Source organism: Rufibacter sp. XAAS-G3-1 (assembly GCF_013623775.1).
Taxonomy (GTDB): domain Bacteria; phylum Bacteroidota; class Bacteroidia; order Cytophagales; family Hymenobacteraceae; genus Nibribacter.
This window is the reverse complement of sequence record NZ_JABFAM010000017.1, coordinates 103,888-118,130: the sequence shown is the minus strand read 5'-3', so window position 1 is coordinate 118,130 and position 14,243 is coordinate 103,888. Positions and strand designations below refer to the sequence as shown.

Genomic DNA, 14,243 nt, shown 5'->3' with positions numbered 1-14,243 from the left:
GGGAAGTGAGAGGTAAAGTTTGGTCGCTTTATCCTTCAACAAACCTGGATGGCTTCATAGTTTTATAATCGCAACTTGAGTTAAGTAAGCAACTGCTTAGCAAGAGGGCAAGAGCAAAGGCGCGGGCCGTTCCTGATTTTCTTCAGGAACGGCCCGCGCTTTATTTATTTTAGAAAGAATCTGATTGCATTTTTTTTATATGCTGACGTGAAAATATATCCATTTCCCCATACATGCGTACATAAGGCAAAAGAATTGGAAGATCTTTCCTGGTTGGCCGCAAATAACGGGTCAGAAAAGGAAGATGACACGTTCGTACAAGATAAGACTATGAAAAAGACATTGTTTCTGTTCGCTTTTCTGGGAGGAATAGCAAGCTTTTCGGCCTGTGATTCTAAAACCGAGAATAGCATGGAAAAGCAGGCAGAGAAAGTAGAAACACACGCTGAGATGGCTGGTGACACTGCCCTGGCCCGACAGGCCCGAGAAGTGAAGGACAGTGTTGATCAGGTTGACCCTGAGTAGAAAAAAAGCCAATTAGGCAGAGCGAGTTCGCTTCACGTACAAAATAAGACTATGAAAAAGACATTGTTTGTAATGCTACTGACCGCAGGAATGATGACATTTGGCTCCTGCCGTGAAACCACCGAAGACCGCGCGGAAGACACTACTGAAGAAGTAGAAGATGCCGCAGAAGAAGCAGGTCAAGAAATTGAAGAAGGCGCCGAAGAGGTGGGAGATGAAGCCGAAGAGGCTGCTGACAACGTGAGAGATTAACCTTTCCAAGCCCTAAAACAGAAGAGGACACCCGCAAGGTGTCCTCTTCTGTTTTGGTTTTTTTGTATTGGCACCATCATGCCTTCCTGCGCCTTTGACAGCAGGCAGGTTCGGGCATGTGTTGCAGAAGAAGGGGAGTAGGAACTCCGAAAGAGCGGTTGATAGTGTTTTCCGCGTTTTGAGCCTGTTTTGCGAAAAACAGGCTCAAAACGCGGAAACCGGTGAGGCCTCCAAGATCCGGCTCCTTCGTATTTGTCAATTCCAAACAGCGCCGTAAGTATAAGTTCCCCTACAAGACGAGCCCCCGGAGGGGAATTCTCTTCCTGGAGCCCTACCAGCCTTACAACTCCAAGGCGCACCTTTCATTTAAGGGCGGCTACATGCCCAACCGTTTTTGGATAAGGCTGTCCACCAGATGAAACAACTGCGGCGGCGCAAGGGTACGCCACGGAACCTTGTCCAGGTTGCCCCCAAAGTTGATGTAGTAATCCAGGTGGAACTGTTGCATCTCCTGCACCACAAAATCCTGGAACCCGATGGCCGCAATCCAGCCGTCTTCCACGTCCTCAAACCATTCTTCATAGTACGCATCATCTGAGCCGTGGAAGTTGAACACGTTCTCGCCAATGAGAATAAAATGATTGATGCCCTCGCCAATCATCAGATCCAGAATGTTGCGCTTCAAAGACATGATGTCGTTGTTGAGCGTGTCGTTCCACTCGCCTATGAATTCAATCACGGCGTAGTTGTCATGGTAATCAACGTACAGGATCTTGAGGAAGAGCGTCTCAGAATCAATGTTGTCCCACTGCGGGTGTATGTAGTAGCCGTAAATGGTATGGGTGTACTCGTTCTCACTGTTTTCTGCCCCGTAGAGCGGCGAGCGTTCGTCTTCTGAGGCCGAGTAGGCTTCTATCCAATTATAGAAAGGTTCAATGGTGTGCATAGCGAAAGGGAATGACTGCAGAAATCCATAACGGAGAAACAGCCATTAGGGATGGCAGAACGGCATAAAAAAGATTCGCCGTTAACCAGCGAATCTCCTTGGGTTGTTTTAGGCCTCTTTTTAGAAAATCAGGCTAGGAGCTTGTTTAAATTTGAGGTTTGCCAGCGAAAACGGCCCTAGAAAGAACCTGCGTTCGCCTTTTTCTCGCAGCGTAGCAGCGCTACGCTGCGAGAAAAAGGCGAACGCAGGTTCTTTCTAGGGCCGTTTGCAGCGCAAAGATGAAATTTAAACAAGCTCTAAAAACACAAAACCTTAGTGCTGGTGTTGGGCACTGATAGCGGCGCGCACACTGCCGTGCAAGTCCAGCAATTCTTTCGCTTTCTCTTCTGAGATACCCAACTCTTCCATGATCATGCGTACGCCCCTGTCTACTAGTTTGTGGTTGGTGAGCTGCATGTCTACCATCTTGTTGCCTTTCACTTTGCCCAGTTGGATCATGGTGGAAGTGGTGAGCATGTTCAGGGCCAGTTTCTGCCCGGTACCGGCTTTCATGCGGGTGCTGCCCGTCAAAAACTCAGGGCCGGTCACCACTTCCACCGGATACTGCGCCACGGCGGCTATTTTGCTATCGGCGTTGCAGACAATGCAGCCGGTGGTAATGCCGCGTTCGTTGCAGGCCTGCAAACCGCCAATCACATACGGGGTTCGGCCGGAGGCCGCGATGCCCACCACCACGTCTTTCTCGTTTACGCCGTATGCATCCAGGTCTCTGATGGCTTGCTGGTCATCGTCCTCGGCAAACTCCACGGCCTTTCTGATGGCGGTATCGCCCCCGGCCATAATGCCGATGACCATGTCAAACGGTACCCCAAACGTTGGCGGACACTCAGAGGCGTCTACCACGCCCAACCGGCCACTGGTGCCCGCGCCAATGTAGAACAGGCGGCCGCCTGCTTTCATCTTGGCCACGGTGGCCTCTACCAGTTTCTCTAACTGCGGAATGGCTTTTTCCACGGCCAAAGGCACCGTTTTGTCTTCTTTGTTGATGTTGGTGAGGAGTTCCTGCACGCTCATCTTTTCAAGGTGGTTGTAGTGCGATGCGGTTTCTGTGGTGCTCATACAGTGATTTTCTGTTGGTGGTACAGGCTCAGACCTGTAATAGGACTTTCTAAAATCTGACCTACGGTAATGCCGTGCTGTTGGGCTACCGTACGGAGGATGTCTGCAAAATAAAAGGCGATGGAACCTACAAAATGCGTTTCCTTCTTCTCATAGGCTGGGTATTTCACTACGGTTTTCAGGAAGAAATCGGTGAAACCCTGGCAAATCAGCTGGTAGATGTACGGGTGCTGCTGGTGGTCAAAGAGGAACCTGGCATAACTGGCCATGTAGCGGTTGGGGTACGGTTGGCGGTACACGTGGTCTACAATTTCGTCGCGGTCTGTGTTGTAGCGGGCCATGAAGGCATGGTGAATGTCTTCGGGCAGTTCCTGGTTCAGGAAGGCCTGTACTAATAGTTTGCCCATGTAGCCGCCGCTGCCTTCATCGCCCAGAATAAAGCCCAGGTTAGGCATGTTCTGCACAATCTTTTCGCCGTCATACAGGCAGGTATTGGAGCCGGTTCCCAGAATGCAGGCAATGCCTTCTTTGTTTCCGCACAGGGCGCGGGCCGCGGCCTCCAGGTCATGGTGCACGTGAATCTCGGCCTCCGGAAAGATTTCGGCCAAGGCCGCTTTTACAATTTCCTGTTTGTCTTTGGCGCTGCAACCCGCCCCGTAGAAGTAAATCTCCTGGGGAGCGCAGCCCGGCAACTGCGACAAAAGGCTGTCTTTCAGCGACTGGGCAATTTCATCTGTGTTCTGGTAATAGGGGTTGATCCCGATGGTATGCGCCTGGGCAGTAACACCCTCGGTCTCTAGTAAACGCCAGGCGGTCTTGGTGGAGCCGCTATCAGCTATTAGAATCATATGAAGTTATTGAAGAATCTGGGCCAAATCTCTGAAAACTTGCCCAAACAAAAACTATTTTTTCAGAATTCCTATCACAGAGAACTTGTCGAACACATATTCAGTGTGGGGCGCAAGGGCTAATTCCTCCGTCAGATCCTGCCCGGCCCAGTGCTCATAATGGTTTCCGCGCCGCCACAGCCTGGACTTGGTCACGTCGTAGATCTCGCCCTTGTACGCCACCCAAATCTCGTCGCGGTCTTGTCCGTTCCGGAGGGCCAACTGGGCGCGGGTGTATTCTTGCATAGTTTGATGTGCTAATTTTTGAATGTGCTAATGTGCTATTCTTTTTAAGGGTGTTTTCTGAAAAAGAGGCGTTTTTAGCCTCTTTGCATCTTTCCTGTTTGTTCTCGCTCTACTTTCTACATCTGTTCTCCTTCTATTTCCACTCATTTCCTATTTAACACTCTTCTCTTTTGTCATCTTGGAAGGATCTTGTGGGCGAACTAGATGGACAGAAACGATGAAACAGCATAGCTCACTTGCCTTCACCGCAAACAAGCACTATGTGTGTAGCTGGCTACCCTACCGTTCGCCCACAAGATTCTGCCAGAATGACAAGAAAGGAGAATATTGGTCAGGAGCGTAAGCGGTAAGGGCATTGGCAAGCAGTAAGGTCTTCTAAGCGCAAAATTACGCACCCACAAAATAGCACATGAGCACACTCAAAAATTAGCACATTACATACGTGCTTGCATCAAAACCCACCGGTTAGGCACCTCGCCATCGGCGGCGGTGAGGTAGTCCTGGTAGCTGCAAGGCACAATGAGGGGAGGGCGTGAGCCGGAAAGATCGTCTATCTGCATCCACCATTTCTCGGTGTGGCGGTTCTTGTAGAACAGCATCTTGTTGGGGTTGTCATGGAACCCCACTGAGAACTTGAGGAACTGATTGCTGTTGAAATCTAAGGTGCCCTGGCGCTGGTAGAAGCCTTCAATGCTGTACCAGACCATGGTGGCCAGAGTGGTGGCGGTTAAAGAGCGGTGATCCAGCTCGGGGCGGTAGCCGTAGAAGCCCAGCGAACTGAGTTGGTCACTTTGCCCGGCGTACCAGCATAACTGACACGCCTCCTCGCCGGTGAGCCCGAAGGGGTTAGCGTGTTGCTGGCCGGGCGCATCCTGGTGCCTGATCGCCGACACGTCAAAACTGATGAGATCGGCTTGCCGAAGGATGGGTTCTATTTCCTGCATCTGCTGGCGCACTTGCCCCACTCTGAATAACTCAAAATGCAGCTTTTCAAACGCAGCCAACGTACTGGAATCTGTCAGGTAGGCCTGGTGCGCGATATGGCTGAACCCGAAAAGGTAGTTGGGGTCATGGAGCAGAATACGGTGCAGGTGGTGTTGGTCGGGCGAGGTGTCTTCTATCTCGGCCATGTCCAGTTGGCTGTCTATGACGGTCAGGTTCACCGTTTTAGACAAGTGCTCGTACCCCAGAAACTGCCCGTAGGTGAGGTCATGGGAACCGCCCAGCAGAATGGGGAATTTGCCGGCATCTACCAATATCTCTACCACTTCTTTCAGGCGCAGGTACGTGTCTTCTAACTGGATGCCCGGCAGCAGATTGCCCAAATCCATGACCAGCCAAGAACCTGTTCCTTTCATGAGGCGGTACAGTTCCTGCCTGATTCTGTTGGGCCCCTGGTAAGTGACATCTGTGGCCCCGGTGGTGCCCCGGTATTCTGGTAAACCCAGGAGCACGACCTCAGAAGAGCGCCAATCTGGGAAAGAGTGGAGAAACGGCGCAACGTAGCCCCCCACGGTTTTAGGGGTATCTGCCTGCCCGAATTGTTCTTCCGGAAGTGGTTCAAAAAAGATGGAAAGGTTCATGGGGCGTGTGGAGCAAAAATCAAAAATAAACAATTATCGGCCACCAGGCCGAAGCATTTTTAACAATTCAGTTGGGGAAGGGCAAGAGGGTTTTGTTTTTTTTAAATAGATAATGCGTTATATTAACGAGCCAAACAACATACAAGGACGAATCTATGAAAGTAACCCGGGTTTTTGATTTGCTAACCAACCAGTTACAGCAGTTTCCGCAACCAGACTGCCTGGCCGCAAAAATCAATGGTGCATGGGTGAAATACAGTACCCAGCAAGTGTTGGAAACGGCCAATACGTTAAGCCTGGCCTTGCTCAAGTCGGGGATCAGGAAGGACGACAAGGTGGCCCTCATTTCCATGAACCGCCCGGAGTGGACTTTCGCCGATTACGGGATTCAGCAGACCGGTGCGGTGAGCGTGCCCATGTACCCTACCATCACGGTAGAAGATTACCGCTACATTCTCAAAGACTCTGAGGCCAAGCTGATTCTGGTGTCAACCCAAGACTTGTATAGCAAAGTAAAGGAGGCCGCCACAGATCTGCCCGGCATCCAGGAGATCTATACCTTTGACCACGTACCCGGCGCCAAACATTGGTCTGAGCTACTGAAACTGGCCGAAGGCGAAGACCCCGCCACGCTGGAACCCTACAAAGCAGCCGTGCAACCCTCAGACCTGCTTTCCATTATTTATACTTCGGGCACTACCGGCGCACCAAAAGGGGTGATGCTGTCGCACAACAATTTGGTAAGCAATTTTACTAACGTGAAGCCGTTTGTGCCGGTAAACCAGGAGCACCGGGCGTTGAGCTTTTTGCCGCTCTGCCACATCTATGAGCGCATGGTGTCTTGTATCTACTTCTCGGTGGGCGTGTCTATCTACTTTGCCGAGAGTATTGAAAAAGTAGGCGATAATCTGAAAGAAGTGGGGCCGCACATTTTCGTGACCGTGCCGCGCCTGCTGGAAAAAGTCTATGACAAGATTGTCGCCAAAGGCGGCGAGTTGACGGGCATCAAGAAAGGTTTGTTCTTTTGGGCGCTGGGCCTGGGGCAGAAGTATGACACCCGCACCTCGCCGGGCTTTTTGTATGACACGCAACTCAAACTGGCCCGTAAACTCATCTTCTCTAAATGGCAGGAAGCCCTGGGCGGAAACGTGAAAGTAATTGTGTCTGGCGGAGCCGCCTTGCAACCCCGGTTGGCCCGCGTGTTCTGGGGAGCCAATATCCGTATCATGGAAGGCTACGGTCTCACAGAGACCTCGCCGGTTATTGCCGTGAACCGCTATGAATCTGAGAATAACGTGATTGGCACCGTAGGCCCAGCTATCCACAATGTGGAAGTAAAGATTGCCCCAGACGGTGAAATTCTCACCCGTTCTGAAAGTGTGATGGTGGGCTACTACAAACGCCCTGACCTCACCGCCGAAGTGATTGACTCAGACGGCTGGTTCCATACCGGCGACATTGGCGAACTGGTGGAAGGCAAGTTCCTCAAAATCACCGACCGCAAAAAGGAGATGTTCAAGACCTCGGGCGGAAAATACATTGCGCCGCAGCTGATTGAGAACAAACTCAAGGAGTCACTGGTGATTGAGCAGGTGATGGTGGTGGGCGAAGGCGAGAAGTTTCCGGGGGCCTTGATCGTGCCCGCCTTTGAGGGACTGCAGGAGTGGTGCAGAATCCACAGCATTCCGTACACCACCAACGAGGAAATGATCAGGAAACCCGAGGTGCTGGACAAGTTCCAGAAGGAAATAGACAAAGCCAACGAGCATCTGGCGCAGTATGAAAGAATTAAAAAGTTTGTGCTGCTGCCTAAGCTCTGGAGCGTGGAAACCGGCGAGATGACCCCTAAGCTCAGCATCAAGCGCAAGGTTATCACCAATAACAACCGCGCTTTGATTGAAGGCCTGTACCGCACCGTATAAGAAAAACCTAAAATAGAAGAGGAGACGCAACCTGCGTCTCCTCTTCTATTTTACGCAGAGGTGTTTTAGGCCTGTTTTCCTGAAAACAGGCCTAAAACACCTCTGCAAAGCAAGTAAGCATTAATCCAAACTCTTATAGGGTATGAAAAAGAGAAAGCATAGGTTCTTAGGAACGTTGGTGTTATTAATTTACCCTGTCTTTTTATATGCGCAAGAGGGATTCTACACCCGTGAACCAATGGTTATTCCGGTGCATACCCAAAATAACCAATTGCATCTTTCTGCCGGGTACGGGGGCGGTTACGGTCTTGCCGCTTCCTATGCCCTCACCAGTAGAATAGCTTTCTTTAGTTATGCTGCGATAAACCAAAAGTCGTCCAGAAGTTTTTCCATTATAGGGAAAGGGGCAAAAACTAAAAGAGACAATTACTCTATGACCGGCGGAGTGGGCTTTTTGGTGAACCCCACAAACCCAAACTTTAAGGTGGAGGTGCTTGCCGGAGGAGGAACCTTCAAAGTGAAGAATGACAAGTATTCAATGGATGACTTGGATGCAATAACCTATGCAGAATACTGGAAAGTATTTGGACAGCTAAACCTTATAAGGGTAAAGGAGCAAGCAGAATTTGGAGGCGCTGTAAGGGTACCTTACAATCAATATAAAAACTTCTATTACGACGAGGTATTTTATGCCCCAGATGGAAACAGAAGGTATGAAAACATTTGGAGCATCAATATAGAACCAGTAGGAAGCTATACGGTTAAGTACAGAAATGTCAAGCTGAACATACAAGCAGGTTTATCCTTGCCGGTGATAAAAGGTAAGCCGCAGGTGTACCTCATAGATTACCTAACCCAAAGTGAGCGCCTGAGCGAAAATAAGAGCCACAATCCTGACTTAGATGGTTTTGTGGGGAGTGTCAGCTTGCAGTATAATTTCAATTTCAGGTCAAAAGGAAAGGAGTGAAAAAAAGCGACCATCCTCTGGCAAGAACGAGTTGATAACTTCTCTAGTAGCTCAAATGGGTTTCAGAGGGGCTGAGATCAAGGCGACACCGCATAGAATTTGAAAACCGTTTTTGCCCTTGTTTCCTGAAAGTAGCCCCTAAACACAGTTCTTTAGAGAAACAGCGAAACCAGACGGTTAACAATGTGGTAATCTAGCCTTCAAATAACAGCACTTAGATAAGGAAATCAGTACAACACATCCTTTTCATTGCTAGTCCGTAAAAAATTTTGAAGTATAGTATGCAAGCATACCAAATTTTTCTAAATTTGGTAAGAGACTAAGAGACGAAATGAAAGCAGAAGAGACGGTTGACTATAACATAAAGGTATGTTGGCACGCCATCGCGCGCATGTACAATGCCCAAGCCGTGAAAAATGACATCACCACGTCTATTGGGTTCGTCCTGCTGAACATTGACCCCGAAAAAGGGACACCGGCCACCAAGATTGCCCCGCTGCTGGGCCTGGAAGCCAGAAGCCTCACCCGTATTCTGAAAAGCATGGAGGAAAAAGGCCTGATTCACAAGGTGGCCGATGAGCAGGACAAGCGCTCGGTACGTATTCTACTGACGGAGCTGGGTTTAGAGAAACGGGAGGTGAGCCGCGTGACCGTGAAGCAGTTCAACAAGAAAGTGCGGGAGGTAATCCCCGAAAGTCAGTTGCAGGTCTTCTTCCAGGTCATTGGGCAAATAAACAGCTTGATTGAGACTAAGGAAGTTTTTAGTGAAGGAGGAAAATCTGGAAAGTAAAACCTGTTTTGGGTCTGTTTTCCAAAAAACAAACCCAAAACAGGTTCTCGTTCGTCCCCCTTTGAAGGGGGGAGGGGGATGACAAAGCCGTTTGATGAATAAGTAACAGCAGAGATAGAACAGATAAAGATTATTCTCGGGAATGAAGATATCAGCACGAGTAATCATCCCCCTACCCCCTTCAAAGGAGGACGAACGAGTTAAAGAAAAGAAAAATACATGCCACCTGATACGTACATCGTGCCACGAAGAATAGCACATCAGCAAATTGAAAAATTAGCACATTATACGAGTAACTATGAAGAGAATCATTAAGAAAGTGGCGGTGTTGGGCTCAGGCATTATGGGCGCGCGCATTGCCTGCCACTTCGCCAACATTGGCGTGCAGGTGCTGCTCCTGGACATGGTGCCGCGTGAACTGCTCCCTGAGGAACAAGCCAAAGGCCTCACCCTGGAAAACAAGCAGGTGCGCAACCGCATCGTGAACACCGCGCTGCAAACGGCCATTGCCTCCAACCCCGCGCCGCTCTACAAGAAAACCGAGGCTCGCCTCATCCAGACCGGGAACTTTGAGGATGACCTCCCCCGCATTGCCGAGTGCGACTGGACGATTGAGGTGGTGGTGGAGAACCTGAAAATCAAACAGAGCGTGTTTGAACGCGTGGAGCAATATAGAAAGCCGGGCACCTTGATTACTTCTAATACCTCGGGCATTCCCATTCACTTGATGCTGGACGGCCGTTCCGAGGACTTCCGGAAGCACTTCTGCGGCACGCACTTCTTCAACCCGCCACGTTATCTGAAACTGCTGGAGATCATCCCCACCCCGGAGACCGACCCGGAGATCACGCAGTTCCTCTTGAACTACGGCGATCTGTACCTGGGCAAAACCACGGTGCTGGCCAAAGACACGCCCGCCTTCATCGCGAACCGCGTGGGTATTTACGGCATCATGCAGGTGCTGCACGTCATGGAGAAACTCGGCCTGAACGTAGACGAGGTAGACCGTTTGACGGGCCCGGTAGTGGGCAGGCCAAAATCTGCGACGTTTAGAACTTCTGACGTGGTAGGTCTGGACACGCTGGCCAAAGTGGCGCAAGGCCTGTACCAAACCGGCGAAGCCGATGAAAAACGTGACCTGTTCCAACTGCCCGGCTACATTCAGCAGATGCTGGAGAAAAACTGGCTAGGCGATAAAACCAGACAAGGCTTCTACCAGAAAACCAAAACCGCAGAGGGTGCCACTGAAATCCTGACGCTGGATTTGAAAACCATGGAATACGGGCCTAAGCAGAAAGTCCGGTTCCAGAGCATGGAAACGCTCAAGCCCATTGATGACCTGCGCAAGCGCCTCAAAGCCTTCAGCCAGGCCCAGGACAAAGCCGGTGAGTTCTTTAGAGAAACATCCTTTGGCCTGTTCCAGTACGTGACCAACCGCATCCCCGAAATCTCTGATGAGCTGTACCGCATTGACGATGCCATGCGCGCTGGCTTTGGCTGGGAACTGGGGCCGTTTGAAACCTGGGATGCTTTTGGCGTGCGCGAAACCGTAGTCGCCATGGAAGCCGCCGGTTACAAACCTGCGCAGTGGATTTACGAGATGCTGGAGGCCGGCCATGAGACGTTCTACCGCAGCCAGAACAACCAGCGCCAGTACTATGACATTCCCACCAAAGAGTACAAGCAGATTCCGGGCACTGAGAACTTCGTGCTCCTGGATGTGCTGCGCGGAACCAACGTAGTCTGGAAAAACGCGGGCTGTTCCATCATTGACTTGGGTGACGGTATCCTCAATGTGGAATTCCATTCCAAAATGAACGCCATGGGGAGCGAAATCATCCAAGGGCTGAACAAAGGCATTGACCTGGCGGAGCAAAACTTCAGAGGCGTAGTGGTAGGCAACGAAGCCGCGAACTTCTCGGCGGGCGCCAACCTTGGTCTCGTGTTCATGTACGCCCTGGACCAGGAGTACGATGAGCTGAACCTCATGATCCGGCAGTTCCAGAACACCATGATGCGCATGCGCTACTCGGCGGTGCCGGTAGTGGCCGCACCGCACGGCCTAACACTGGGCGGCGGCTGCGAACTTTGCCTCCACGCCGACAGAGTACAGGCGGCCGCTGAAACGTACATTGGTCTGGTGGAATTTGGGGTAGGCCTGATCCCCGGCGGGGGCGGAACCAAGGAAATGACCCTGCGCACCTCGGCGGCTTACGAAGAAGGCGATACCGAATACAACGCCCTGCGCAACGTGTTCATGACCATAGGAACCGCCAAAGTCTCTACCTCGGCGGCCGAAGCGTATGACCTGGGCTTTATGCGCCACGGCGATGGCATCACCCTGAACACCAACCGCCAGCTCGCCGAGGCCAAAGCCGAAGCCATTCTCTTAGCCGAAGCCGGGTACACCAGACCCACGCCTAAAACCAACATCAAAGTGCAAGGCAAAGGCGGTCTGGGAATGTTCATCACCGGAGCCCACGCCATGCACGCCGCCGGGTTTATCACGGAGCACGACCGCAAAATCTCAGAGAAACTGGCCTACGTGATGTGCGGCGGCGACTTGTCTATGCCGTCTGAAGTGTCTGAGCAATACCTGCTGGACCTGGAGCGCGAAGCCTTCCTAAGCCTCTGCGGCGAACGCAAGACCTTGGAGCGCATCAAGAGCATTTTGACTACGGGTAAACCGCTGCGGAATTAAGAGTTGAATTTTTCGTTTTGGGCTTAGTTTTCAGAATGCAGGCCAAAACGGAAAACTCGCTTGCAGGAGCCTTGGCAACCGGCCCGCTCCTCTCACTTTGTCATTCTGGAAGAAGTTTGATTTCACCTAAACAACGCCTCTCCCTTTTTGTCATCCTGAAAGGATCTTGTGGGCGAACTAGACAGGCAGGAGCTATGAAAGACCATAACTACTTTGTCTACATCATCAGTAACCCTGCTAAAACTGTTCTTTACACAGGCGTGACAAATAATTTGGAAGTGCGTTTGCAACAACACAAAGACAATAGAGGGAAGCCAGAGACATTTGCCGGAAAGTACTGCTGCTACAAGTTGCTGTATTAGGAACGTTACACCAATGTGGAGCAGGCCATTGAGAGAGAGAAGGAAATAAAGCTGTTGGGCCGGGAAGCCAAGGAAGCGTTGATAAAGTCTACAACCCGAAGATGGGGTTCTTGTACATAGTAAGCTGAAATACAGTTCGCCCACAAGGTCTTTTCAGGATGACAAAAGTGGGTAGATGACAAAAGAGGTAGAAGCACTTAGAGAAAGTAAATGAAAATGTGATGGGCTGTTTTTAAGCTGTTTTTCCGAAAACAGGTCAAAAACAGAAATTTGGTTAGCATCAGCACATTAAACAAGTAGCACATTAACTTAAAAACAGAAAAGAAAATGCAAACTGCCTATATAGTTGCCGGATTCAGAACCGCCGTGGGGAAAGCGCCCCGCGGGGTATTCCGGTTCACCCGGCCCGATGACCTCGCGGCCGATGTCATCAAACATTTGCTGGCCTCCGTGCCGCAATTAGACCCTGCCCGCGTAGACGACCTGTTGGTAGGGAACGCGGTGCCCGAGGCCGAGCAAGGCCTGCAGATGGGACGAATGATTTCCTTGCTTTCCCTGCCTATCAACGTGCCTGGTGCCATTATGAACCGCTACTGCGGCTCCGGCATTGAAACCATTGCCACGGCGTCTTTCAAAATCCAGGCGGGCATGGCTGATTGTATCATTGCCGGGGGCGCAGAGTCGATGAGTCTGGTGCCGGTGGTGGGTTGGAAAACCTCACCTAACTACAAAATTGCGAAGGAACACCCAGAGTACTACCTGAGCATGGGCTTGACCGCCGAGGCCGTAGCCAACGACTATAAAGTAAGCCGCGAAGACCAGGATGCCTTTGCTTACGCCTCGCACCAGAAAGCCATCAGAGCCATTGAGGAAGGCCGGTTCAAAGACCAGATCGTGCCCATTAATGTGGAAGAAACCTACCTGGACGAGAACGGCAAAAAGAAAACCCGCTCCTACGTGGTTGACACCGATGAAGGCCCGCGCGCCGATACGTCCGTTGAAAAGCTGGCCAAGCTCCGTCCGGTATTTGCGGCCAACGGGAGCGTGACGGCCGGTAACTCGTCGCAGACGTCAGACGGGGCTGCGTTTGTCATTGTCATGAGCGAGCGCATGGTCAAAGAGCTGAACATTGAGCCGATTGCCCGGCTGGTTTCTTACGCCGCCGAAGGCGTAGACCCGCGCATCATGGGCATGGGGCCGGTAAAGGCTATTCCAAAAGCCCTTAAAAACGCCGGCATGAACCTGCAAGACATCGACTTCATTGAAATGAACGAAGCCTTCGCCTCACAGTCCATTGCCGTGATGCGGGAACTGGGCATTGACCCAGACAAACTGAACCCCAACGGTGGCGCGATTGCGTTAGGTCACCCGCTGGGCTGTACCGGGGCCAAACTAAGCGTGCAGTTGTTCAGTGACCTTCGTCGCGAGAACAAGAAATACGGGATGGTGACGGCCTGCGTGGGCGGCGGCCAAGGCGTGGCAGGGATTTACGAGTTTTTGAGGTAGGCGCTTTCGCGGCAGACACAAGATGTAAGACATAAGACACAGGATTCTTCATGCATAATTTCAAGGAACTTAAGATTTGGCAGGAGTCTATGAAACTGGCCAAACAAGTGTATGAACTATCAGCCACTTTCCCACCTAATGAGAGATACGGTCTTACATCACAAATCAACCGGTCTGCCGTTTCTGTTCCGTCCAATATCTCAGAAGGAGCAGGAAGAGGCGGTAACAAGGAATTTATTCAGTTCCTTAATATAGCAAGAGGCTCAGCCTTTGAAGTAGAAACGCAATTGCTCTTGGCTCAAAGTTTTGGGTTCGTGAGTGAGGTGGGTTTACAACCGTTGCTCCAGCAAGTCAGCATGGTGCAACGCATGATTAATGGATTTAAAGACAAATTACTCTACGACTGAGAAAAGTCTTGAGTCTTATGTCCTGTGTCT

General features: G+C 50.9%; 14 protein-coding genes. 9 read left to right on the top strand and 5 right to left on the bottom strand.

Annotation, left to right across the window (positions count from 1 at the left end):
- Positions 1–330 precede the first annotated feature (330 nt).
- Both HHO50_RS17535 and HHO50_RS17530 read left to right on the top strand, forming a co-directional pair.
- Positions 331–525: a hypothetical protein gene (locus HHO50_RS17535; protein ID WP_181307912.1), complete on the top strand. Its 195-nt coding sequence runs from the start codon at positions 331–333 to the stop codon at positions 523–525.
- A gap of 51 nt (positions 526–576) precedes the next feature.
- The gene (locus HHO50_RS17530; RefSeq protein WP_181307910.1) at positions 577–777 is read left to right on the top strand and encodes a hypothetical protein; all 201 of its coding nucleotides are present in this window, start codon (positions 577–579) and stop codon (positions 775–777) included.
- Positions 778–1,153: 376 nt separating this feature from the next.
- Here HHO50_RS17530 and HHO50_RS17525 read toward each other — a convergent pair whose 3' ends face one another.
- The 5 genes from HHO50_RS17525 to HHO50_RS17505 form a co-directional block, all read right to left on the bottom strand.
- Positions 1,154–1,723 carry a hypothetical protein gene (locus tag HHO50_RS17525; protein WP_181307908.1) on the bottom strand — a complete coding sequence of 190 codons (570 nt, stop codon included), beginning with the start codon at positions 1,721–1,723 and terminating at the stop codon, positions 1,154–1,156.
- A 312-nt stretch (positions 1,724–2,035) separates the two neighbouring features.
- Positions 2,036–2,842, bottom strand: a complete 807-nt coding sequence (gene murQ / locus HHO50_RS17520; protein WP_181307905.1) for an N-acetylmuramic acid 6-phosphate etherase — start codon at positions 2,840–2,842, stop codon at positions 2,036–2,038.
- Complete coding sequence (locus HHO50_RS17515) at positions 2,839–3,690, bottom strand: BadF/BadG/BcrA/BcrD ATPase family protein (protein WP_181307903.1); 852 nt, start codon at positions 3,688–3,690, stop codon at positions 2,839–2,841. Before HHO50_RS17515 ends, murQ begins: the two co-directional genes overlap by 4 nt.
- A 54-nt stretch (positions 3,691–3,744) precedes the next feature.
- Positions 3,745–3,975, bottom strand: coding sequence for a cytochrome b5 domain-containing protein (locus HHO50_RS17510; protein WP_181307901.1), 231 nt, complete (start codon positions 3,973–3,975; stop codon positions 3,745–3,747).
- Positions 3,976–4,409: 434 nt separating this feature from the next.
- Positions 4,410–5,558, bottom strand: coding sequence for a formimidoylglutamase (locus HHO50_RS17505; RefSeq protein ID WP_181307899.1), 1,149 nt, complete (start codon positions 5,556–5,558; stop codon positions 4,410–4,412).
- Positions 5,559–5,713: 155 nt separating this feature from the next.
- Here HHO50_RS17505 and HHO50_RS17500 point away from each other — a divergent pair, with 155 nt between their 5' ends.
- The 7 genes from HHO50_RS17500 to HHO50_RS17470 all read left to right on the top strand — a co-directional run bounded on the left by HHO50_RS17500 (position 5,714) and on the right by HHO50_RS17470 (position 14,213).
- On the top strand, positions 5,714–7,480 hold the full coding sequence (locus HHO50_RS17500; protein ID WP_181307897.1) for a long-chain fatty acid--CoA ligase: 1,767 nt from the start codon (positions 5,714–5,716) through the stop codon (positions 7,478–7,480).
- A gap of 142 nt (positions 7,481–7,622) precedes the next feature.
- Positions 7,623–8,447, top strand: a complete 825-nt coding sequence (locus tag HHO50_RS17495) for a hypothetical protein (protein WP_181307895.1) — start codon at positions 7,623–7,625, stop codon at positions 8,445–8,447.
- A gap of 331 nt (positions 8,448–8,778) precedes the next feature.
- Positions 8,779–9,237 (top strand): MarR family winged helix-turn-helix transcriptional regulator, encoded by a 459-nt coding sequence (locus HHO50_RS17490; RefSeq protein ID WP_181307893.1) that lies wholly within the window; start codon positions 8,779–8,781, stop codon positions 9,235–9,237.
- Between the two features lie 298 nt (positions 9,238–9,535).
- A complete protein-coding gene (locus HHO50_RS17485; protein ID WP_181307891.1) occupies positions 9,536–11,938 on the top strand; it encodes a 3-hydroxyacyl-CoA dehydrogenase/enoyl-CoA hydratase family protein in 2,403 nt (800 codons plus the stop codon).
- A 35-nt stretch (positions 11,939–11,973) separates the two neighbouring features.
- Positions 11,974–12,300: a GIY-YIG nuclease family protein gene (locus HHO50_RS21590; protein WP_370457627.1), complete on the top strand. Its 327-nt coding sequence runs from the start codon at positions 11,974–11,976 to the stop codon at positions 12,298–12,300.
- 327 nt (positions 12,301–12,627) lie between these two features.
- Positions 12,628–13,806 carry an acetyl-CoA C-acyltransferase gene (locus HHO50_RS17475; RefSeq protein ID WP_181307890.1) on the top strand — a complete coding sequence of 393 codons (1,179 nt, stop codon included), beginning with the start codon at positions 12,628–12,630 and terminating at the stop codon, positions 13,804–13,806.
- Positions 13,807–13,856: 50 nt separating this feature from the next.
- The gene (locus HHO50_RS17470) at positions 13,857–14,213 is read left to right on the top strand and encodes a four helix bundle protein (protein ID WP_181307887.1); all 357 of its coding nucleotides are present in this window, start codon (positions 13,857–13,859) and stop codon (positions 14,211–14,213) included.
- Positions 14,214–14,243 lie beyond the last annotated feature (30 nt).

Excerpts from the sequence above, each read along its gene's own strand:
- HHO50_RS17490 (WP_181307893.1), top strand. The coding sequence starts at position 8,779 with ATGAAAGCAGAAGAGACGGTTGACTATAACATAAAGGTATGTTGGCAC.
- murQ (WP_181307905.1), bottom strand. The coding sequence starts at position 2,842 with ATGAGCACCACAGAAACCGCATCGCACTACAACCACCTTGAAAAGATG.
- HHO50_RS17470 (WP_181307887.1), top strand. The coding sequence starts at position 13,857 with ATGCATAATTTCAAGGAACTTAAGATTTGGCAGGAGTCTATGAAACTG.
- HHO50_RS17535 (WP_181307912.1), top strand. The coding sequence starts at position 331 with ATGAAAAAGACATTGTTTCTGTTCGCTTTTCTGGGAGGAATAGCAAGC.
- HHO50_RS17525 (WP_181307908.1), bottom strand. The coding sequence starts at position 1,723 with ATGCACACCATTGAACCTTTCTATAATTGGATAGAAGCCTACTCGGCC.
- HHO50_RS17505 (WP_181307899.1), bottom strand. The coding sequence starts at position 5,558 with ATGAACCTTTCCATCTTTTTTGAACCACTTCCGGAAGAACAATTCGGG.
- HHO50_RS17515 (WP_181307903.1), bottom strand. The coding sequence starts at position 3,690 with ATGATTCTAATAGCTGATAGCGGCTCCACCAAGACCGCCTGGCGTTTA.
- HHO50_RS21590 (WP_370457627.1), top strand. The coding sequence starts at position 11,974 with ATGCAGGCCAAAACGGAAAACTCGCTTGCAGGAGCCTTGGCAACCGGC.
- HHO50_RS17510 (WP_181307901.1), bottom strand. The coding sequence starts at position 3,975 with ATGCAAGAATACACCCGCGCCCAGTTGGCCCTCCGGAACGGACAAGAC.
- HHO50_RS17530 (WP_181307910.1), top strand. The coding sequence starts at position 577 with ATGAAAAAGACATTGTTTGTAATGCTACTGACCGCAGGAATGATGACA.
- HHO50_RS17485 (WP_181307891.1), top strand. The coding sequence starts at position 9,536 with ATGAAGAGAATCATTAAGAAAGTGGCGGTGTTGGGCTCAGGCATTATG.
- HHO50_RS17495 (WP_181307895.1), top strand. The coding sequence starts at position 7,623 with ATGAAAAAGAGAAAGCATAGGTTCTTAGGAACGTTGGTGTTATTAATT.
- HHO50_RS17475 (WP_181307890.1), top strand. The coding sequence starts at position 12,628 with ATGCAAACTGCCTATATAGTTGCCGGATTCAGAACCGCCGTGGGGAAA.
- HHO50_RS17500 (WP_181307897.1), top strand. The coding sequence starts at position 5,714 with ATGAAAGTAACCCGGGTTTTTGATTTGCTAACCAACCAGTTACAGCAG.